This is a genomic window from Marichromatium bheemlicum (genome assembly GCF_012276755.1).
GTDB lineage: Bacteria > Pseudomonadota > Gammaproteobacteria > Chromatiales > Chromatiaceae > Marichromatium > Marichromatium bheemlicum.
On record NZ_JAAXKX010000007.1, the window covers coordinates 126,888 to 145,905 of the forward strand.

Genomic DNA, 19,018 nt, shown 5'->3' on the forward strand with positions numbered 1-19,018 from the left:
GTGGGTCGCGTCGTCCGTTCACTGATCATCCCCAGGCGGCCCGGTGTGCCGCCGCCGTGTGCAGGATCGACCCTCACCCCATGTCCGAGACCAACCGTTACGGGCCCCTGGCCTCCCGGGTCTATCACCTCGACAAGCCCATCGGGCGTTCCTTCGGTGACATCGAATACTATGCCGAGCGTCTGGCCGAGTGTCCGGGGCCGGTACTCGAGCCCGCCGTCGGCAACGGTCGGGTGCTGATCCCACTGCTGGAGCGTGGGCTCGATGTCCGGGGTTTCGATGCCTCGGAGGAGATGCTGACCTACTGCCGTGCGGCGTGCGCGAGGCGTGGTCTCTCCGCCTCACTCGAGCAGCAAGGCTTCGAGACGTTTTCCCAGGCCCTGGCGTTCGCTGCCATCATCATCCCCGCCGGCTCCTTCCAGCTGATCACCGATCCCGGGCGGGCGCGGGCGGTGTTGCGCCGTTTCCGTGCTGCGTTGCGCCCGGGAGGGCGGCTGATCCTCGATCTCGAACCGCTCTCGGCGCTGAGCGCGCCACCCGGGGCGGCGCGTCATTGGCACGATGGCGCGGACCTGCTCACCCTGACCGAGCAGCGGGTCGAGTCCGATCCCGTGTGTCAGACGACCTGCTCCCAGCTCCGCTATGAGTTGTGGCGCGATGGCGCACTCGTCGCCACCGAGATCGACCTGTTCGCGCTGCGCTTCTGGGGGGTGCTGGAGTTCGAGCTGGCGTTGCGTGAGGCCGGGTTCGAGGAGATCGAGATCGCCGCCGATTACCGTCGCGGCGTCCGTCCGAGCGCGCAGGCGGGGATCTTCACCTTCGTCGCCCGCTAAGCGTCCCGGTGTCCGTGATCGGCGGGGTGTGGTGCCGGTCGCCCTCGTCCCAACTGGACACTGAACCAGAACACGCTGCCCGAGCCCGGCTCGCTACTGCAGCCGGCCGTCCCACCGAAGCGCTCGGCGACCTTCTTCACGGTAACCAACCCGAGCCCCGAGCCCTCGTGACGCCGGCTGATCGAGTTGTCGGCCTGTTCGAACAGGTTGAACAGCCGTGCCCGGACCTCGGGGCCGAAACCGATGCCGGTGTCGGTGACGGTGAAGCCGATTCGAGCGGTCTCGGCGGTACATTCCTCGACGTTCACCGCGATCTCGATGTGGCCCTGTTCGGTGAACTTGATGGCATTGTCGAGATAGCAGTGCAGGGCGTGGCGGATCCAGTCGGCGTCACCGTACAGCGCCTCGGGCTGCGCCTCCACCTGGGTGCCGATCGCCAATCCCTTGGCGTGCGCCCGCGCTCGTAGGGGGGCGACGACCTCGTCGACCAAGGTCGCGAGGTCGATCGGCTCGGGGTTGCTGGCGAGCATCTTGGCATCGAGGTCGCTGACCCGCAGCACCGCCTCGAACATTGCGGTCAGGCGGTGTGCCGAGTCGACGACCTGGTCGATCCAGGTGTCGCGCTTGGGGCTATCGGGCTGACCCTGGATGAGCTGCAGCAGGCCGATGATCTGATGTACCGGGGTGCGCATCTCGTGTGACATGTTGTGGAGGAAGTTGGTCTTGGCGCTGTTGGCCGCCTCTGCCACCTCCTTGGCCCGCTGCAGCTCGCGGGTGCGTTCGGTGACCTTGCGTTCGAGCGATTCGTTGAGCGCAAGTAGTGCCTGCTCCTGCTCCTTGAGCGCGAGCTGGAGCGAGACACGAGATTCGAGCACGTCGAGGTTGACGGGCTTGTGGATGAAGTCGGCCGCACCGCTGCGCAGGGCGTCGGTCTCGCTCTCGGCGGTGTTGGCGGCGGTGACGAAGATCACTGGGATGGTGTGGGTGGCCGGGTCCTGCTTGAGCCGCGCCAGGACCTCGTAGCCGTCCATCCCCGGCATCTTCACGTCGAGCAGGATCAGCGCCGGCCGGCGGGCATGGGCGAGGCGTAGCGCCTCCTCGCCGGAGGTCGCCGCCAGGACCTCGAAGCCCTGCATCAGCCGTTTGCCGAGTACCAGGATGTTATCCGGTGCGTCATCGACGATCAGGATGGTCTTCACACGCTAGCCCTCGTGTCGGTCGCAGCCCGGCCAGGTCGCCCCTCCCTGACGGCCAGGTCGTCGGTATGGGCGCTCAGTCGTCCAGGGAGGTGCGCCATGCGGTGATGATGTCGAGCGCCTGGTCGAAGCGTAGCCCTCGTATCGCGGTGTCCAGGGCGATGAGGTCGGTGGCGCCGAAGGCGGTCTCGAGTCGTGGGGCGAGTGCCTCGAAGGTGGTCACCGCGGTAAGTCGGTGGGCGACGAGGTCTTGTCGTAGAGGCTCCAGTGTCGCGGCATCGAGCGCCTGGTGTTGTCGGTCGTCGTCGGCATCCGGCGGTGTGTGCCTCGACGGGCTCCGCAGGTGAGGATGGAGGTCGGTCTGCAGATTCCGAAGGGCCTGGGCAAGTCGAGACAGCTGCTCGGTGAGATCGGGCGGGGCGGGTTGCCGGAGTTGGTGCTCGATCGATTTGGCCTGCTGGCGTATCGCCTCGGCGCCGATCAGTCCGGCGCTGCCGGCAAGCCGGTGGAGTCGGTCGGCGAGGGCGGCGTGCGCGTTAGGCGGTGGTGGTGATGCCTCCTGGAGGTCGGCGAAGTCCTGGAGCAGGTTGCGGCCACTCGACTGGAACAGCGCCCAGTCACCATCGAGTCGCCGCTCGGCGTCGCGCATCTGCAGCCCTGGGATCGCCGGCCACTGCGGACGCGGTGGGGGCTGGTCTTGGGTCTCGGCCACGGGCAGCGCGGCCCCTCGCGCCCGCTCGATATGACGGCGCAGGATACGCACCATCTGGTCCGGTTCGAAGGGCTTGGTGAGGTAGTCGTTCATCCCCGCAGCGAGCGCACGCTGGCGCTCGCTGGAGAGCGCCCCGGCGGTCAGGGCGATGACCGGCAATTGCGCCAGGCCCAACTCGCTACGGATCGCCTGGACCGTGGCGATGCCGTCCATGAGCGGCATCTGGACATCGAGTAGTACGGCATCGAATTCTCGCCCCGGCTGGCCGAGTCGAGCGAGCGCCTCCTGTCCGTTGCCGCAGGTCTCCACCGTCGCGCCCTGACGTTCGAGGAGCCGGCGGGCGACGTCGAGGTTGAGCGCGCTGTCGTCGATCAGCAGCAGCTTGGTGTCGGGCAACCACTGGATGTGGCGGGCACCGAGTTCGGTACCTTCCAGCAGTCGTTGATGCTGGTCGGTGTGCTTGACCACTGCCGAGTTGACCTGGTTGAAGAGTGTCGAGCTGTCGACCGGTTTGACCAGGATGCTGTCGGGACGGTGGGCCAGGGCGGTGGTATCGAGTGCGGCGATATCCTCGGCAGTGAGCAGAATGGTCGCCGGGAGCCGTCCGGCGCCGAGCTGGTCGTGCAGTTGCTCTAGCGCCGCCAGACCATCGATGCCGGGCATGCGCCAGTCGACGATGAGGCAGTCGACCGGGCGCGAGGAGCGGTTACGCTCGAGTACCTGTTCGATCAACGCCCGGCCGTCGGCCACGCCCTCGGCCTGCCAGCCGAGCGAGTGTGCCATCGCGATCAGCGCCGCGCGTTGTTTGGCGTCGTCCTCGGCGATCACGATCTCCAACCGCGGCATGCCGTGGTCGAGACCGCCGAGCTGCTGGTCGTCGGGCTGTTCGAGCGCGACCTCGATGCGGAAGATGCTGCCGCTGCCCTCGGTGCTCTCGACCGAGACCTCGCCGCCCATCTGTTCGATGATCTGGCGGACGATGGCCAGGCCCAGCCCGGTGCCGCCGAAGCGACGGGTGGTGGAGTCGTCGGCCTGGACGAAGGGGGCGAACAGGCGTTGCTGCGTCGCTGTCGGGATGCCGACCCCGGTGTCCTCGACCTCCAGGCGGAGCAGGGTGCGAGTGTCGTCCTCGACGGCCGTCGCCGTCGCTCGCAGGGTGATGCCGCCGCTGCTGGTGAACTTGACCGCGTTGGTCAGTAGGTTGAGCAGGATCTGGCGCAGCCGGGTGGCATCGCCGACGAGGATGTCCGGGACCTCAGTGGCAATGTTCAGGTCCACTGCCAGCCCCTTCTCCCGGGCCTGCTCGGAGACGATACGCAGCGACTCCCGGCAGAGGTTGCCGACGCTGAACGGGATCTGTTCGAGGACCAGTTCGCCGGCCTCGATCTTCGACAGGTCGAGGATGTCGTTGACGATCCCGAGCAATGCCTTACCGGCCGCTTGGATCTTGGTGACACAGTCGCGCTGCTCCGTGTCCAGTGATCCGAGCCCGAGCAGGTGAGCGAGTCCGAGTACGGCATTCAGCGGGGTGCGGATCTCATGACTCATGTTGGCAAGGAACTGGGACTTGGCGGCGTTGGCCTGTTCAGCCGCGTCGCGCGCCTCCTCCATCGACGCGTTGAGCGCACGCTGCAGCTGCGTCTCGCGCTGTAGCGCGGCCATCCGCGACGAGAGCCAGGCGATGATCGCGATCAGCAGATAGGCGGTGGCGTTGACCATCAGGAAATTGGCCCAGGCACGACCCTGAACCTCTGCCAGTGCTTGATCGAGCGGATAGGTCGCGTGCAGGGTCAGCGGTTTGCCGTCACCGAGGCTGTAGAGCCGGCGCGAGTCGACGATGAAGGTGTCCCCGGTGGCGTGCTCGCGTACCAGTCGGGCACCCTCGAACCCGGCGGGGTGGTTGGCCGGCGACAGACGGGTGAAATCGTCCTGCCATGTGGTGGTCGCGTACTGTGCAAATTCGTGCTCGAAAGCCGCTGCGGAGGGATGGAGTAAATAATGTCCCTGACCATCGGTCAGGAAGTAATCGGTGGCGCTGTCGCTGCGGCTGAGTTCATCGAGCAGGGCGGCGAACTCGTAATTGACCACGACGACGGCGAAGGTCTCACCGCGTGCATTGGCCACCGGGGTCGAGACCCGGACCGTTGGTCGGTGGGGCCGCTCGATCTTGCCGTGTTCGCGGTTGAGCTCGATCGCCGAGACCACCAGGCTGCCGGCCGTGGCGGCGAGTGCCTCGATGAAGTACGGGCGTTCCCCCTTGCGTTGGAAGGCGCTGCTGGGCGGAATTCGTGGTTCGCCTTCGGCATCGCGCTCGACCCGGATCAGCTCGAGCCCGTTGTCAGCAACGCCGATGAAGCGTGCCTGGAAGACCCGCGGTTCGGCCCTGAGGAAACCGAGATAGATCTGGTCGAGCCGATTTTTCCACACCGCGAAGGTTTCGCCGTTGACCGGGTCGATCCCGCCGTGGAGCAGCACCCGCCCGATCCCCGATACCGGCGGGACCGAGGCGAGGAACTCGGTCATGCGCTTGAGGTGACCGATCTCCTGATCGAAGACCGTGGCCTTGAGTGAGAGCTGGGCCTGCTGTTGGGAGACGAAGGCGGTGAAGAAGGTGCGTCCGGACTGGATCTGGGCGTACCAATAGGTACCGAACGAGAAGGCCGCCGCCGCCATGATCGCCAGTGTCCAAGAGGTGCGGGGTCTCGCGGTTGCGGCGGACTCGGTCATGGCGACTCCGTGTCACGGCACAGGATGTCGTTGAAACTAGCCGATGACGCCGGGTTTTGCGACCCCGCGCCGACCGACATGGTCGGCGCTGTTGACGGCCCCGGTTCAGGCGTGCATGACGATGTCGGCGGGGCCGATCTCGGCGATGTCGCGATGGCCGATGAAGGCCATGGTCAGCTCGGTCTCCTCGTGGAGGATCTCGAGCATGCGGGTGACCCCAGCACGACCATTGGCGCCGAGTCCATAGACCAGTGGTCGCCCGACCATCACCCCGCGCGCACCGAGTGCGCGGGCGCGGATGACATCCTGGCCGGTGCGCACGCCGCTGTCGAGCCAGACCTCGAGGTCCCCGCCGACGGCCTCGACGATCTCCGGCAGCACGCTGATCGAGGAGCGCGCGCCGTCGAGCTGGCGCCCGCCGTGGTTGGAGACGACGACGGCGTCGGCGCCGAGCGCGGCGCAGGCGCGCGCGTCCTCGGCCTCCATGATCCCCTTGATGATCAGTGGCCCGTCCCACCACTCGCGATAGCGCTTGACGTCGTCCCAGCCGAGCTTGGGATCGAAGGAGGCGGCGGTCCATTGCATCAGGTCATGCATGTCCTCGACCCCGGTAGCGCAGCCCTGGATGTTGCCGAAGCCACGATTGCGGGTGGCGAGCATGCCCAGCGCCCAGCGCGGGCGCCGGGCGATGTCGATGAGGTTGGGCAGGGTCAGGCGCGGCGGCGCGGTCATGCCGTTGCGGTGATCGGCGTGGCGTTTGCCGATCATCTGCAGGTCGAGGGTGAGCACCAGCGCTGAGCAGCCGACCGCGCGCGCGCGCTCGATCAGCTTGCGGGTGAAGTCGCGATCGCGCTGGACGTAGAGCTGGAACCAGAACGGCTTGGTGGTGTGGCGTGCGACCGTCTCGATCGAACAGATGCTCATGGTCGAGAGGGTGAAGGGCACGCCGAACGCCTCGGCGGCCTGGGCGGCCTTGATCTCGCCGTCGGGGTGCTGCATGCCGAGCAGCCCCACCGGGGCCAGGGCCACGGGCATCCGTACTGGCTGGCCGACCAGGGTGGTGGCCAGGGTGCGCGGTTCGAGATCGCGCGCCACTCGCTGGCGAAAGAGGATGCGCTGGAAATCGGCGCGGTTGAGCGCGAGCGTCTGCTGGGTCCAGGAACCCGATTCGCAGTAACCCTGGAACATCCGAGGGACACGACGATGGTAGAGGCGCTGCAGGTCGGTGAGCTCGCAGATCACGGACATGGGGTGAGGTCCCGGGTGGATTGAAACCCCCAGACTACACCAACTGCCCCGGTCTGCGCGGGGTGTTGCCGGGCGAGGTCGTGGCGGCATCATGCCCCTTGCTTTTCCCCGGCCACGCGCTAAAGTCAGCGCACTTCCTCCCTTGCGCGTGTCCCGACTCGTGCCCGATCCCGAACCCCACCCCCTCACGCCGCCGGTGCTCACCGGCGAGGCCAGCGTGCGTGCCGCCGCGCTCGCCGATCTCGACGACCTGCTCGGTCTCGAGACCCAGTGTTTCACCAGTGACCGCATCAGCCGCCGGCAGTGGCGCTATCTGCTCACTCGCGCCCGGGCGCGCACCCTGGTGGTGGTGCGTGTCGGCCGGGTGGTCGGCTATGTGCTGCTGCTGTTCAGCCGCGCCACCTCGGTGGCGCGGCTCTACTCGATCGCCGTCGACCCCACCGCGCGTGGCGAGGGCGTCGGCCGGACGCTGGTCGAGGCGGCCGAGCGTGCTGCCTGGGCGCAGGATCGCGCCTATCTGCGCCTCGAGATCCGGTGTGACAACCGCGCCTCGCAGGCGCTGTTCGAGGGCGCCGGCTATCGCCGCTTCGCGACGCGCGCCGATTACTACGAAGACCACATGGCGGCGCTGCGCTACGAGAAGCCGCTGGCCCCGGGGCTGAAGCCGGCCTTCGACCGGGTGCCCTTCTACGAGCAGACCCTCGACTTCACCTGTGGTCCGGCCTCGCTGATGATGGCGATGCGGGCGCTGCGCCCGGCGCTGGTCCTCGACCGCGCCCTGGAGCTGCGGCTGTGGCGCGAGTCGACCACCATCTTCATGACCTCGGGACACGGCGGCTGTGGCCCGCTGGGGCTGGCGCTGGCCGCCGATCGGCGCGGCTTCGTCGCCAGCGTCCACGTCAACGACCCCGGGGTGCCGCTGATCGACTCGGTGCGCAGCCCCGAGAAGAAGGCGGTGATGCGCCTGGTGCACGAGGACATGCTCGCCGAGGCCGGGCGGGTGGGGCTGGCGGTGCGCTACGAGCGTCTGCCCCTGGAGGCGGTCGAGCGTCACTGGGAAGGCGGCGCGGTGCCGCTGGTGCTGATCAGTTCCTATCGTATCTACCAGGAGAGGTTTCCCCACTGGGTAGTGGTCACCGGGTTCGACGCGCGCTTCGTCTATGTCCACGATCCCTATGTCGACGCCGCGCGCGGCGAGACCCGGCTCGACTCGATGGACATGCCGATCCAGCGCGCCGAGTTCACCCGCATGGCCCGCTACGGGCGGGTCGGGCTGCAGGCGGTGGTGCTGGTGGCGGAGTCGCATCATGGCTGAGCACCTGTTGGTGGTGGAGCGCCCCGCGGCCTGGGCGGGGCGGGTGCCGGGCGTGGCCGTGGTCGACGTGCGCGACTATCTCGCCGGTGGCGAGCAGGCCGCGCGGCGTGGGCTGCGAGTGATCAATCTCTGCGACAGCTACCGCTATCGCTCGCTCGGCTATTACTGCTCGCTGCTCGCCGAGGCGCGCGGCCATCGCGTCTTGCCGAGCGTGGCGACCATCCAGGAGCTCTCCAGCCGGGCGCTCTATGCCCTGGCCACCGAGGAGCTGGACATCCGCGTGCAGCGTCTGCTCGGCGCCCGGCGCAGCGCGGCGCCGGTCGGCGCCGAGACCCATGTGCTCACGCTCTACTTCGGCCACTGCGAGGCCGAGGCGCTGCGCGCGCTGGGGCGGCGCATCTTCGAGACCTTCCCCTGTCCGATCCTGCGCGTGACCTTTCGCCGTCAGGGCGAGTGGCGGATCAGCGCGATCGAGGCCCTGCCGACCTCGTCGCTCGCCGACGAGCCCGCCCGTGCCGCACTGCTCGCGGCGCTGGGTGCGCACCTGTCGCGCCGTTGGCGTCGCCCGCGCGCCCCGCACCCCTATCGCTACGACCTGGCGGTGCTGCGCGACCCGCAGGAGGCGCTCGCCCCCTCCGACCCCGGCGCGCTGGCGCGGCTGGTCCGCGCCGGTCGGGCGCTGGGGGTCAACGTCGAGCTGATCGGGCGGCGCGACTACAGCCGGTTGGCCGAGTACGACGCGCTGTTCATCCGCGAGACCACCCGCATCGCCCATCACACCTTCCGCTTCGCCAACAAGGCCGAGCGCGAGGGGCTGGTGGTGATCGACGACCCGCGCTCGATCCTGCGCTGCACCAACAAGGTCTATCTCGCCGAGCTGCTCGCCGCGCACCGCGTCCCGCGTCCGCGCACCCTGGTGCTGCGCCGCGAGACGCTGCTCGAGGCCGAGCGCGAGATCGGCTATCCGGTGGTGTTGAAGATCCCCGAGGGGTCGTTCTCGCGCGGGGTGTTCAAGGCCGAGGACCGCGCCGCGCTGCGGCGCATCGGCGCGCGGCTGTTGCGCGCCTCAGACCTGATCCTCGCCCAGGAGTATCTCTACACCCCCTTCGACTGGCGCATCGGTGTGCTCGGGCGCGAGCCCCTCTATGCCTGCAAGTACTTCATGAGCCGGGATCACTGGCAGATCGTCAAGCACGGGGTCGACGGCGAGCACGAGGAGGGCGGTTTCGAGACCTTGGCGCTGGCGGCGGTGCCCCCGGCGGTGCTACGGGTGGCGCTGCGCGCGGCCGAGCCGATCGGTGACGGACTCTATGGTGTGGACATCAAGGAGACGCCGCGCGGTCCGGTGGTGATCGAGGTCAACGACAACCCCAGCATCGACGCCGGCGTCGAGGACGCGGTGCTGGGTGATGCGCTCTATCGCCAGCTGATCGAGGCGTTCGTGTGTCGTCTGGAGCGACGGCGTCAGTACGCCTCGTCGCATCGATAGGAAGGCGGGGCGGGCAGGGCCCGCCCCGGATGCTCAGAGTCCGAGCATCTTCTCGAGATAGTGGATGTTGGCGCCGCCGGCGAGGAAGGCGCCGTCGCGCATGATGGTGCGCTGGAGTTTGATGTTGGTGTCGATGCCGTCGATGATGGTCTCGCGCAGTGCGTTGCACATGCGCGCGACGGCGGCGTCGCGGTCTTCGCCGTGGGTGATCAGCTTGCCGATCATCGAGTCGTAGTAACAGGGCACCGTGTAGCCGGAGTAGATGTGGGTCTCGAGCCGTACGCCGGGTCCGCCAGGGGCATGGAATTCGGTGATCCTGCCGGGGCTGGGCATGAAGGTCTCGGAGTTCTCGGCATTGATCCGGCACTCGATGGCGTGCCCGCGGATCTCGATGTCCTCCTGGCGGTAGCGCAGCGGCTCGCCGGCGGCGATCAGGATCTGTTCCTTGATGATGTCGATGCCGGTGACCATCTCGGTGACCGGGTGCTCGACCTGGACGCGGGTGTTCATCTCGATGAAGTAGAACTGCCCGTTCTCGTAGAGGAACTCGAAGGTGCCGGCACCCCGGTAGCCGATGGTGCGGCAGGCCTCGGCGCAGCGCTCGCCGATCTCGCGGCGCTGCGCCTCGGTGATGCCGGGGGCCGGGGCCTCTTCGACGACCTTCTGGTGACGGCGCTGCATCGAGCAGTCGCGCTCACCGAGATGGATGGCGTTGCCCATCTGGTCAGCGAGCACCTGGAACTCGATGTGACGTGGGTTCTCCAGGTACTTCTCCATGTAGACCATGTCGTTGCCGAAGGCCGCAGCGGCCTCGGCCTTGGTCAGCGAGATGGCGTTGAGCAGGGTGGCCTCGGAGTGCACCACGCGCATGCCGCGTCCGCCGCCGCCGCCCGATGCCTTGATGATCACCGGATAGCCGATCTCGCGCGCCAGCTCCAGGGTGCGCTTCTTGTTGTCGTCGAGCGGGCCGCCCGAGCCGGGTACGCAGGGTACGCCGGCGGCCTTCATCGCCTCGATCGCCGAGACCTTGTCGCCCATCAGGCGGATGGTCTCGGGGCGCGGGCCGATGAAGATGAACCCGGAGTGCTCGACGCGCTCGGCGAAGTCGGCGTTCTCCGAGAGGAAACCGTAGCCGGGGTGGATGGCGACGGTGTCGGTGACCTCGGCGGCGCTGATCAGCGCCGGGATGTTGAGGTAGCTCTGCTGGGACGAGGCCGGGCCGATGCACACGGCCTCGTCGGCCAGCAGCACATGTTTGAGGTCGCGGTCGGCCTCGGAGTGTACCGCGACGGTCTTGATGCCGAGCTCGCGGCAGGCGCGTAGCACCCGGAGCGCGATCTCGCCGCGGTTCGCGATCAGAACCTTCTCGATCATTGCAGCCATGATTGCAGTGTCTTCTGTAGCGGTTGCCAGGCTGCGCCACCGAGGTGGCGCAGGGTCGACGCTCGCGTGAGGGGGCGTCCCCTCACTCGATCACTCGATCACGAACAGCGGCTGGTTGTATTCGACCGGCTGACCGTTCTCCACCAGGATGCGCTTGACGGTGCCCGCCTGCTCGCACTCGATCTGGTTGAGGATCTTCATCGCCTCGATGATGCACAGCGTCTCGCCGACCTTGACCGTCTGGCCCTCCTCGATGAAGGCCTTGGCGCCCGGTGCCGGGGCGCGGTAGAAGGTGCCGACCATCGGCGAGCGCACGACCTCGCCCTGGAGTTCGAGCGGGGCCTCGTCGTCACCCTCGTCATCACCGCTGGTGGCGGCGGCAGGGGCGGGGGCGGGGGCGGCGGCCGGCGCCTGGGGCGCGTAGATCGGCATGGCGGTGCTGCCGTGGCGGCTGATGCGCACGGATTCCTCGCCCTCGTGGATCTCGATCTCGGCGACGTCGGATTGCTCCAACAGCTCGATCAGCTTCTTAACCTTGCGGATGTCCATGGTCAGGGGTTCTCGTTCGTGTGGTCTTGCGCCACGCGGGTGAGCGCGGCGCGCAGCGCCAGTGCGTATCCCTCGGCCCCGAGCCCGCAGATCACTCCCTCCGCGATGTCGGAGAAATAGGAGTGGGCGCGGAATGGCTCGCGGGCGTGCACGTTTGACAGGTGCACTTCGATGAAGGGGATCGCCACCCCCAGCAGCGCATCGCGCAGGGCGACGCTGGTGTGGGTGAAGGCGGCCGGATTGATGATGATGAAGCGCACGTTCTCGTGTGCCGCGCGGTGGACTGCGTCGACCAGGACGTGCTCGGCGTTGCTTTGCAGGAAGGCGAGATCGTGCCCCGCCCGTGCAGCCATCTGCTGGAGCTCGCGCTCGATGTCGGCCAGCGTGGTGCTGCCGTAGTGCGCGGGCTCGCGGGTTCCGAGGAGGTTGAGATTGGGTCCGTTCAGGACCAGGATCGCGGCCATGTCGCCAGCTGCCTCGCCGAAGGTTGCAACGGTTTTTGATCCACCAGTTTCGGCTTTGAACAGTGGTGAATCGCCGCGAATTGTCCGTATTTTACGGTATTTTGTCCAGTCTATTCGGTCGCGACAGGGCCTGTCAGCGGGGCGTCGCCGAGGGGGCGTCGAGTCGTGCGGCCAGCTGTTCGAACTGGTCCTGCTCGAGTGCGCCGAGATGGCTGAAGACGTGTCTGCCGCGGGCGTCGAAGGCGACGGTGAAGGGCAGTCCCTCGACACGGTTGCCGAGCCGGCGGGTGAGGGTGATGGTCTCGAGCTCGGCGAGCAAGATGGTGAGGTCGACTGGGTGCGCGGCGAGGAAGGCGCGGGTTGCCTCGGGGCGGTCGACGGCGATCGCCACCACCCGTATGCCGGCGTCGGCATGGCGCTGGGCAAAACGCTCGAGTCGCGGCAGTTCCTCGAGACAGGGTGGGCACCAAGCGGCCCAGAAATTGAGGATCAGTGGATGCCCGGACCAGGTGTCGCTGCTGTGCTCGTGCCCGGCAAGGTCGGGGAGGCGGATCTCGGGCCATTGTACCGGTTCGCCCTGACCTAGTCCCGCGAGGGGAATGCCGCCTCCCTCGGGATCGATCCAGCGCTCGCCGAGCAGTGCTGCGCCGATGCTCAGCCCCCCCGCGAGCGCGGTCACCAGCGCCACCTTGGCTGGGTTCACGGCGTGGCCCGGCGCAGGTGATCGGCGAAGGCCGCAGCGGGGGTGAAGCCGACCAGGCGGAGGCCGGGACGCTCTTCGCCGGCGGCGTCGAAGAACAGCATCGCCGGCGGTCCGGGGATGCCGAAGCGTCCCTGCATCAGTGTCTGGTCGGCGTCGTCGTTGGCGGTGACGTCGGCCTGCAGCAGCACGAAGCGGTCGAGTTCGGCGATCACCGTGGGGTCGCTGAAGGTGTAGCGCTCCATCTCCTTGCAGGCGACGCACCAGTCGGCATAGAAGTCGAGCATCACCGGGCGGCCCTGGGCGCTGGCGGCGGCCAGTTCGCGGTCGAGATCGGCCACCGTCTTGATCCGGGTGAACTCGGCGTGGGCCGCCTCGCCGCCGCCGATGCCGAGACCGCGCAGCGGTTGCAGGGTGTCCTTGCCGCCGGCGGCGGCGCCGATCAGCATCAGGCTGCCGTAGACCAGCAGCGCCACCCCGAGGCCCTTCCACAGCTTGCGCCAACCGCCACTCTCGTGACCGAGCGGGCTGAGCGCGCCGAGATAGACCGCCGAACAGATCAGCAGCAGGCCCCACAGCAGCATCGCCACCGCTGCGGGGATCACCCGCTCGATCAGGCTGATGGCGACGGCGAGCAGGGCGACGCCGAACACCGCCTTGACCGCCTCCATCCAGGCCCCGGCGCGGGGCAGCAGCTTGCCCGCCGAGGTGCCGATGACGATCAACGGTGCACCCATGCCGAGGCTCAGCGCGAACAGCGCCACGCCGCCGAGCAGCGCATCGCCGGTCTGGCTGATGTAGATGAGCGCGCCGAACAGCGGCGGGGCGACGCAGGGGCCGACGATCAGCGCCGAGAGCAGGCCCATGATTGCCACCCCAGCGAGGGTACCGCCCTGCTGGCGGTTGCTGAGCGCGGCCAGGCGTGATTGCAGGCCGGTCGGCAGCTGCAGGTCGTAGAAACCGAACATCGACAGCGCCAGGGCGACGAACACCAGGGCGAAGGCGCCGAGGATCCAGGGGTCCTGGAAGGCGGCTTGGAGGTTGGCGCCGAACAGCCCGGCGAGCACCCCGGCGACGGTGTAGGTCAGCGCCATCGCCAGCACGTAGACCAGCGACAGCACGAAGGCGCGGCGGGTGGTGATGCCGGCACCCTGGCCGGCGATGATCCCGGAGAGGATCGGGATCATCGGGAACACGCAGGGGGTGAAGGCGAGCAGCAGACCGAGCCCGAAGAACAGCGCCACGCTGGTCCACAGGCTGGCGTTGGCCAGGGTCGAGGCCAGGCGGTCCTGCTCGGAGACCGGCGCCGCGCTCGGCGCAGGCGTGGTCGGCGCCGGCGCGACGGCGAGGGGTGCGGCGCTGCCGCCGGCGGGGAGGGTGAGCGCCACCGCGCGGGTCTGCGGCGGATAGCAGATGCCGCGCTCGGCGCAGCCCTGATAGCCGACCCGCAGGGTAGTGTCGAGCGCCTCGGTGGTAGTGCGGCGCAGGCTCAGCTCGAGGGTGAGACGGTCGTGATAGACGGCGACGTCGCCGATGCTGCCGTCGGGCAGCACCGAGTCGTGCTTGATCTCGCCCGGCGGCAGCACCGGCGGATCGAGCGCGAGCCGGGCGTCGTCGAGCGCGACCTCGACCAGGTCGCGATAGAGGTAGGTGCCGGGGGCGATCTCCCAGTGCAGCCGCACCCGGTCGGGGCCGAGCACCTCGACCTGGAGGTCGAAGGCCTGGTCGACACCGAGGACCTCGTCGTCATCGAGACCGAGCGCGCGACTGATGTCCGCGCCGGCGTCGAGTCCGGGCAGCGGGATCGCCGGGGCCGCCGCGGTGGCCGGCGGCGCGGGCAGGCGTACCTGGACGCGCTGGCGCTGTGGCGGGTAGCAGAGTCCGGCGTCGGCGCAGCCCTGTGAGGTGGTCTCCAGGGTGAGCACCTCGGGGGCCGCAGCGGTGCGCGCCACGGGCAGGGTGATCTCGACCGTGTCGCGATAGATGCCGACCTCGCCGAAGAACTCGTCCTGCTTGATCTCGGGCTCGGGCAACACCGGTTGGCCGAGGGTGACGCCGGCGGTGTCGGTGGTGAAGGCGAATTTAGCGGCGTAGAGATAGTAGCCCTCGGCGATGCGCCAGCGCACCTGCAGGGTGTCGGCATCGATGGCCTCGGCGCTGGGCTGGAAGGCCTGATCGGGCAGCAGGAAGTCGTCGCTGGCCTGGGTGAGTCCGGGGAGCAGCAGGGTGAGCAGCAGGAGCAGGGGCAACAGGCGTGACAGGGGGCCGAGGCGAGACATCAGGGGTGTGCTCCTGTGGCGGTGTCGATCCAATTCAGATAGTCGGTGAGGCCCTCGGTGACGGGCACGGCGATCGCCTCCGGGGTCTCGTAGGGGTGGAGTTCGGCGAGTCGCTCGATAAGCGCGCGGCTGCGCGTGGTGCTGGTCTTGATCAGCAGCAGCACCTCGTGCTCGCGTGCGATCTCCCCCGCCCAGCGATAGATCGAGGTCAGGCCGGGGACCAGATTGACGCAGGCGGCCAGTTCCTCCTCGACCAACTGCTCGGCGAGCCGGGTCGCCTGGGCGACATCGGGGCAGGTGCACAGCAACAGATGGTGTCGAGGGTCAGGGGACATGCTCTGGGTCTCCTTGCGGGTATGGCCTAATCCTTATTGGTACGATGCGCTCGTCGATGGTTCAAGCCGGGGTGTTGCGGCATCCTGAGCGGCGCCGGCGCGTGCTGTCAATGGCCGCCAGCCGCCAGCTGCTAGCCGCCAGCGGTCAGGGTACTGAACCGCTAAGATACCGTCTTGCCTGTCAATCGACGATCATGCAACACCAGCCTCCCCGACTGGAGGCTGGAAGCTGGTTTGAACCGCGAAGACACGAAGGGCGCAAAGGAGAAACGTGCCCCCAGCGGTCAGCCGCCAGCCCGTAGGTTGGGTTGCCCATACACCACCGATCGACGAATCCTCGGGACTCTAGGACGGGCAACCCAACATCGCCACCAGGCGGCCGCCAGCGGGTTGAACCGCGAAGACGCCAAGGACACAAAGAAAGCGACCAACCGACCAACCGACCAACCGACCAACCGACCAACCGAGCAGCCTTCAGCAAACAGTCTCCAGTGTCGGTGTGCGGTCGACCGCGACGCGACGAGATAACCCAGCCCCTCACTGGAGGCTGGCAGCTGGAAGCCTTCCTTCATCTTCGCGCTCTTGGCGTCTTGGCGGTTCAATCTTCTGACGGCTAGTCGCCGGTTCCATTCGGGGCGCGCCATGCACTATGCTGCAGGGCATGGCTATGCCGCCGTCCCTCCTCCAGTCGCCCCCTTCGATATCCGATCGCGGGAGGGCCGATATGTCCGCTGTCCGGTTGGCGCGGGCGCTCGCCGATCCCGATCCTCGGGATCCTGGTCTTCCACCTTGACGAGAGACTACCGCCGTGCTGCTTTTCCTTGTGCTCTTCATCGGGCTGCCGCTGATCGAGATCTATCTATTGATCGAGGTCGGTTCCGAGATCGGTGCCCTGTCGACCATCATGCTGTCGATCCTGACTGCAGTGATCGGGACCTGGCTGGTCCGTCACCAGGGCTTCGGCGTGCTGCTGCGGGTCCGCGAGCTGAGCGACCGCGGCGAGGTGCCCGCGCTCGAGATGATGGACGGCGCCCTGCTGTTGGGCGCCGGCCTGTTCCTGTTATTGCCCGGCTTTCTCACCGACGCCGTCGGCTTCCTGCTGCTGGTGCCGCCGCTGCGCCGGGTGCTGGTGCTGCGCTACGTGCGCGGGATCTCGGTGACTACGGTGCAGGGACAGGATCCCTTCCGTTCGCCCGATGAACCCCGCGTCATTGAGGGTGACTACCGTCGCGAAGACTGATCCGCGCCCCTCTCGCGCATCGTCACGGCCCCGGTCGTGACGATGCCGCCCGCCGCCCGCCGCCCGCCTCTTCGCCGACACCCCCAGCCCTTGTTCCGGCGTTGTGGTCTTTGCCTTCCGCAGTCGAGATCGCCCCGTCATCGGACCCTTGACACCATAGATTTTGTCTCTACTATTAGCACTCGTTTCAGGTGAGTGCTAACAGGCCTTCGGTGACCACCGCTGTAGCGCTCAGATACAGACTGACCCACTTCTCAACCGTACGAGGAGCCCTTAATGAACATCCGTCCCTTGCATGATCGCGTCGTCGTCCGTCGCATGGAGGAAGAGCGCACCACCGCCGCCGGTATCGTGATCCCGGACTCGGCCACCGAGAAGCCGATCCAGGGCGAGGTGATCGCTGTCGGCAACGGCAAGATCCTCGACAACGGTGAGGCCCGTGGCCTCGACGTCAAGGTCGGTGATCGCGTGCTGTTCGGCAAGTACTCCGGCACCGAGGTCAAGCTCGACGGCCAGGAGTTCCTGGTGATGCGCGAAGACGACATCATGGGTGTCATCGAGGGCTGAGCCGAGCGCGCCCCGCATCCATCCCGATACGACCAGAATCCAGATTCGAGGAAGCTAGACAATGAGTGCAAAAGACGTGAAGTTCGGTGGTGACGCCCGCGCCCGTATGATGGAGGGTGTCAACACCCTCGCCAACGCGGTCAAGGTCACCCTGGGTCCGAAGGGCCGCAACGTGGTGCTGGAGAAGTCCTTCGGTGCGCCGACCGTCACCAAGGACGGCGTCTCCGTGGCCAAGGAGATCGAGCTCTCCGACAAGTTCCAGAACATGGGCGCGCAGATGGTCAAGGAGGTTGCCTCGCAGACCTCCGACATCGCCGGTGACGGCACCACCACCGCCACCGTGCTCGCCCAGGCGATGGTCCGCGAGGGTCTGAAGGCGGTTGCCGCCGGCATGAACCCGATGGACCTCAAGCGCGGCATGGACAAGGCCGTCGAGGCCGCTACCGCCGAGCTGCGCAACCTCTCCAAGCCCTGCACCGAGAACAAGTCGATCGCCCAGGTCGGCACCATCTCGGCCAACTCCGACGAGTCGATCGGTAAGATCATCGCCGAGGCGATGGAGAAGGTCGGTAAGGAAGGCGTCATCACCGTCGAGGACGGCACCTCGCTGAGCAATGAGCTCGACGTCGTCGAAGGCATGCAGTTCGATCGCGGCTACCTCTCGCCCTACTTCATCAACAACCAGCAGAGCCAGAGCGCCGAGCTGGACGACCCCTACATCCTGCTCTTCGACAAGAAGATCTCGAACATCCGTGATCTGCTCCCCGTGCTCGAGGCCGTCGCCAAGGCCGGCAAGCCGCTGCTGATCATCGCCGAGGACGTCGAGGGTGAGGCGCTGGCCACCCTGGTGGTCAACACCATCCGTGGCATCGTCAAGGTCTGCGCCGTCAAGGCCCCGGGCTTCGGTGATCGTCGCAAGGCCATGCTGCAGGACATCGCCATCCTCACCGGTGCCACCGTGATCTCCGAAGAGGTCGGGCTGTCGCTGGAGAAGGCCACCCTCAACGAGCTGGGCACCGCCAAGAAGGTCCAGGTCGGCAAGGACGAGACCACCATCATCGACGGCGCCGGCGCCGAGATCGACATCAAGAACCGTTGCGAGCAGATCCGCGCGCAGGTCGAGGAGACCTCCTCGGACTACGACCGCGAGAAGCTCCAGGAGCGTCTGGCGAAGCTCGCCGGTGGTGTGGCCGTGATCAAGGTCGGTGCTGCCACCGAGATGGAGATGAAGGAGAAGAAGGCACGCGTCGAGGACGCGCTGCACGCCACCCGCGCCGCCGTCGAGGAGGGTATCGTCCCCGGTGGTGGTACCGCACTGGTGCGCGCCCTGACCGCGATCAAGGACCTCGCCGACGACAACCACGATCGCAACGTCGGCATCCAGATCGCCCGTCGTTCGATGGAGGAGCCGCTGCGCCAGATCGTCGCCAACGCCGGTGAGGAGCCGTCGGTGATCCTCAACAAGGTCGCCGAGGGCGAGGGCAACTTCGGCTACAACGCCGCCAACGGTGAGTACGGTGACATGGTCGAGATGGGTATCCTCGACCCGACCAAGGTCACCCGCTCGGCGCTGCAGAACGCCGCGTCCGTGGCCGGTCTGATGATCACCACCGAGGCGATGGTCGCCGAGGAGCCGAAGGAAGAGGCTCCAGCCGCACCTGACATGGGCGGCATGGGCGGCATGGGCGGCATGGGCATGATGTAAGCCCGGCGCGCTCGTCGCACCATAAAAAAGGCCCCGCTTCGGCGGGGCCTTTTTCGTTTGGGGCTGGCGTGAGAAAGGTTGAACCGCAAAGTCGCAAAGGGCGCGAAGATAAACTGTGCTGCCCTCGCTGTTTGATCTGCCGACGTTTGTACGCCCGCCGCCCACGGAGCATTGACGACTGGCTGCTTTCAAGAGCCTTTGCGCACTTTGCGGCCTTGCGGTTGAACATCCAGGCCGTCAGCCGTCAGCCACCGGAAGGTTGAACTGCAAAGTCGC

Annotated in this window: 15 protein-coding genes; 6 read left to right on the plus strand and 9 right to left on the minus strand. The window is 67.5% G+C overall.

Annotated elements, in window-relative coordinates:
* Nucleotides 1-80: 80 nt before the first annotated feature.
* On the plus strand, nucleotides 81-833 hold the full coding sequence (locus HF203_RS07250) for a class I SAM-dependent methyltransferase (protein ID WP_168668118.1): 753 nt from the start codon (nucleotides 81-83) through the stop codon (nucleotides 831-833).
* On the opposite strand, the gene HF203_RS07255 is transcribed toward HF203_RS07250, so the two are convergent.
* From HF203_RS07255 to HF203_RS07265, 3 genes are all read right to left on the minus strand, one after another.
* The gene (locus HF203_RS07255) at nucleotides 830-2,032 is read right to left on the minus strand and encodes a response regulator (protein WP_168668120.1); all 1,203 of its coding nucleotides are present in this window, start codon (nucleotides 2,030-2,032) and stop codon (nucleotides 830-832) included. The genes HF203_RS07250 and HF203_RS07255 overlap by 4 nt on opposite strands.
* Nucleotides 2,033-2,105: 73 nt before the next feature.
* Nucleotides 2,106-5,468 (minus strand): hybrid sensor histidine kinase/response regulator, encoded by a 3,363-nt coding sequence (locus tag HF203_RS07260; protein ID WP_168668122.1) that lies wholly within the window; start codon nucleotides 5,466-5,468, stop codon nucleotides 2,106-2,108.
* A 105-nt stretch (nucleotides 5,469-5,573) separates the two neighbouring features.
* Entirely contained in the window at nucleotides 5,574-6,716 is a 1,143-nt protein-coding gene (locus HF203_RS07265) for an alpha-hydroxy acid oxidase (protein WP_168668124.1), read from the minus strand.
* A 160-nt stretch (nucleotides 6,717-6,876) separates the two neighbouring features.
* Between HF203_RS07265 and HF203_RS07270 the strand changes: the two genes are divergently transcribed.
* Both HF203_RS07270 and HF203_RS07275 read left to right on the plus strand, forming a co-directional pair.
* Nucleotides 6,877-8,031 (plus strand): GNAT family N-acetyltransferase/peptidase C39 family protein, encoded by a 1,155-nt coding sequence (locus tag HF203_RS07270; protein ID WP_343043892.1) that lies wholly within the window; start codon nucleotides 6,877-6,879, stop codon nucleotides 8,029-8,031.
* Complete coding sequence (locus HF203_RS07275) at nucleotides 8,024-9,520, plus strand: RimK family protein (RefSeq protein WP_168668144.1); 1,497 nt, start codon at nucleotides 8,024-8,026, stop codon at nucleotides 9,518-9,520. Before HF203_RS07270 ends, HF203_RS07275 begins: the two co-directional genes overlap by 8 nt.
* Before the next feature lie 33 nt (nucleotides 9,521-9,553).
* On the opposite strand, the gene accC is transcribed toward HF203_RS07275, so the two are convergent.
* The 6 genes from accC to cutA all read right to left on the minus strand — a co-directional run bounded on the left by accC (nucleotide 9,554) and on the right by cutA (nucleotide 15,230).
* Nucleotides 9,554-10,894 (minus strand): acetyl-CoA carboxylase biotin carboxylase subunit, encoded by a 1,341-nt coding sequence (gene accC / locus HF203_RS07280; RefSeq protein ID WP_168668177.1) that lies wholly within the window; start codon nucleotides 10,892-10,894, stop codon nucleotides 9,554-9,556.
* Between the two features lie 99 nt (nucleotides 10,895-10,993).
* On the minus strand, nucleotides 10,994-11,452 hold the full coding sequence (accB, locus tag HF203_RS07285; protein WP_168668146.1) for an acetyl-CoA carboxylase biotin carboxyl carrier protein: 459 nt from the start codon (nucleotides 11,450-11,452) through the stop codon (nucleotides 10,994-10,996).
* A 2-nt stretch (nucleotides 11,453-11,454) separates the two neighbouring features.
* Entirely contained in the window at nucleotides 11,455-11,916 is a 462-nt protein-coding gene (aroQ, locus tag HF203_RS07290) for a type II 3-dehydroquinate dehydratase (RefSeq protein WP_168668148.1), read from the minus strand.
* Nucleotides 11,917-12,049: 133 nt separating this feature from the next.
* Nucleotides 12,050-12,619: a redoxin domain-containing protein gene (locus HF203_RS07295; RefSeq protein WP_168668150.1), complete on the minus strand. Its 570-nt coding sequence runs from the start codon at nucleotides 12,617-12,619 to the stop codon at nucleotides 12,050-12,052.
* On the minus strand, nucleotides 12,616-14,895 hold the full coding sequence (gene dsbD / locus HF203_RS07300) for a protein-disulfide reductase DsbD (RefSeq protein WP_168668152.1): 2,280 nt from the start codon (nucleotides 14,893-14,895) through the stop codon (nucleotides 12,616-12,618). Before dsbD ends, HF203_RS07295 begins: the two co-directional genes overlap by 4 nt.
* Nucleotides 14,895-15,230, minus strand: a complete 336-nt coding sequence (cutA, locus tag HF203_RS07305; protein WP_168668154.1) for a divalent-cation tolerance protein CutA — start codon at nucleotides 15,228-15,230, stop codon at nucleotides 14,895-14,897. Before cutA ends, dsbD begins: the two co-directional genes overlap by 1 nt.
* Nucleotides 15,231-16,038: 808 nt before the next feature.
* Between cutA and HF203_RS07310 the strand changes: the two genes are divergently transcribed.
* From HF203_RS07310 to groL, 3 genes are all read left to right on the plus strand, one after another.
* Nucleotides 16,039-16,470, plus strand: coding sequence for an FxsA family protein (locus HF203_RS07310; protein ID WP_168668156.1), 432 nt, complete (start codon nucleotides 16,039-16,041; stop codon nucleotides 16,468-16,470).
* Between the two features lie 276 nt (nucleotides 16,471-16,746).
* The gene (gene groES, locus HF203_RS07315; protein ID WP_168668158.1) at nucleotides 16,747-17,037 is read left to right on the plus strand and encodes a co-chaperone GroES; all 291 of its coding nucleotides are present in this window, start codon (nucleotides 16,747-16,749) and stop codon (nucleotides 17,035-17,037) included.
* A 61-nt stretch (nucleotides 17,038-17,098) separates the two neighbouring features.
* A complete protein-coding gene (gene groL, locus HF203_RS07320; protein ID WP_168668160.1) occupies nucleotides 17,099-18,742 on the plus strand; it encodes a chaperonin GroEL in 1,644 nt (547 codons plus the stop codon).
* Nucleotides 18,743-19,018: the final 276 nt, after the last annotated feature.

What these genes read in the sequence shown, in the direction of transcription:
- accC (WP_168668177.1), bottom strand. Translation starts at nt 10,894, where the DNA reads ATGATCGAGAAGGTTCTGATCGCGAACCGCGGCGAGATCGCGCTCCGG.
- aroQ (WP_168668148.1), bottom strand. Translation starts at nt 11,916, where the DNA reads ATGGCCGCGATCCTGGTCCTGAACGGACCCAATCTCAACCTCCTCGGA.
- groES (WP_168668158.1), top strand. Translation starts at nt 16,747, where the DNA reads ATGAACATCCGTCCCTTGCATGATCGCGTCGTCGTCCGTCGCATGGAG.
- accB (WP_168668146.1), bottom strand. Translation starts at nt 11,452, where the DNA reads ATGGACATCCGCAAGGTTAAGAAGCTGATCGAGCTGTTGGAGCAATCC.
- cutA (WP_168668154.1), bottom strand. Translation starts at nt 15,230, where the DNA reads ATGTCCCCTGACCCTCGACACCATCTGTTGCTGTGCACCTGCCCCGAT.
- groL (WP_168668160.1), top strand. Translation starts at nt 17,099, where the DNA reads ATGAGTGCAAAAGACGTGAAGTTCGGTGGTGACGCCCGCGCCCGTATG.
- HF203_RS07275 (WP_168668144.1), top strand. Translation starts at nt 8,024, where the DNA reads ATGGCTGAGCACCTGTTGGTGGTGGAGCGCCCCGCGGCCTGGGCGGGG.
- HF203_RS07250 (WP_168668118.1), top strand. Translation starts at nt 81, where the DNA reads ATGTCCGAGACCAACCGTTACGGGCCCCTGGCCTCCCGGGTCTATCAC.
- dsbD (WP_168668152.1), bottom strand. Translation starts at nt 14,895, where the DNA reads ATGTCTCGCCTCGGCCCCCTGTCACGCCTGTTGCCCCTGCTCCTGCTG.
- HF203_RS07260 (WP_168668122.1), bottom strand. Translation starts at nt 5,468, where the DNA reads ATGACCGAGTCCGCCGCAACCGCGAGACCCCGCACCTCTTGGACACTG.
- HF203_RS07265 (WP_168668124.1), bottom strand. Translation starts at nt 6,716, where the DNA reads ATGTCCGTGATCTGCGAGCTCACCGACCTGCAGCGCCTCTACCATCGT.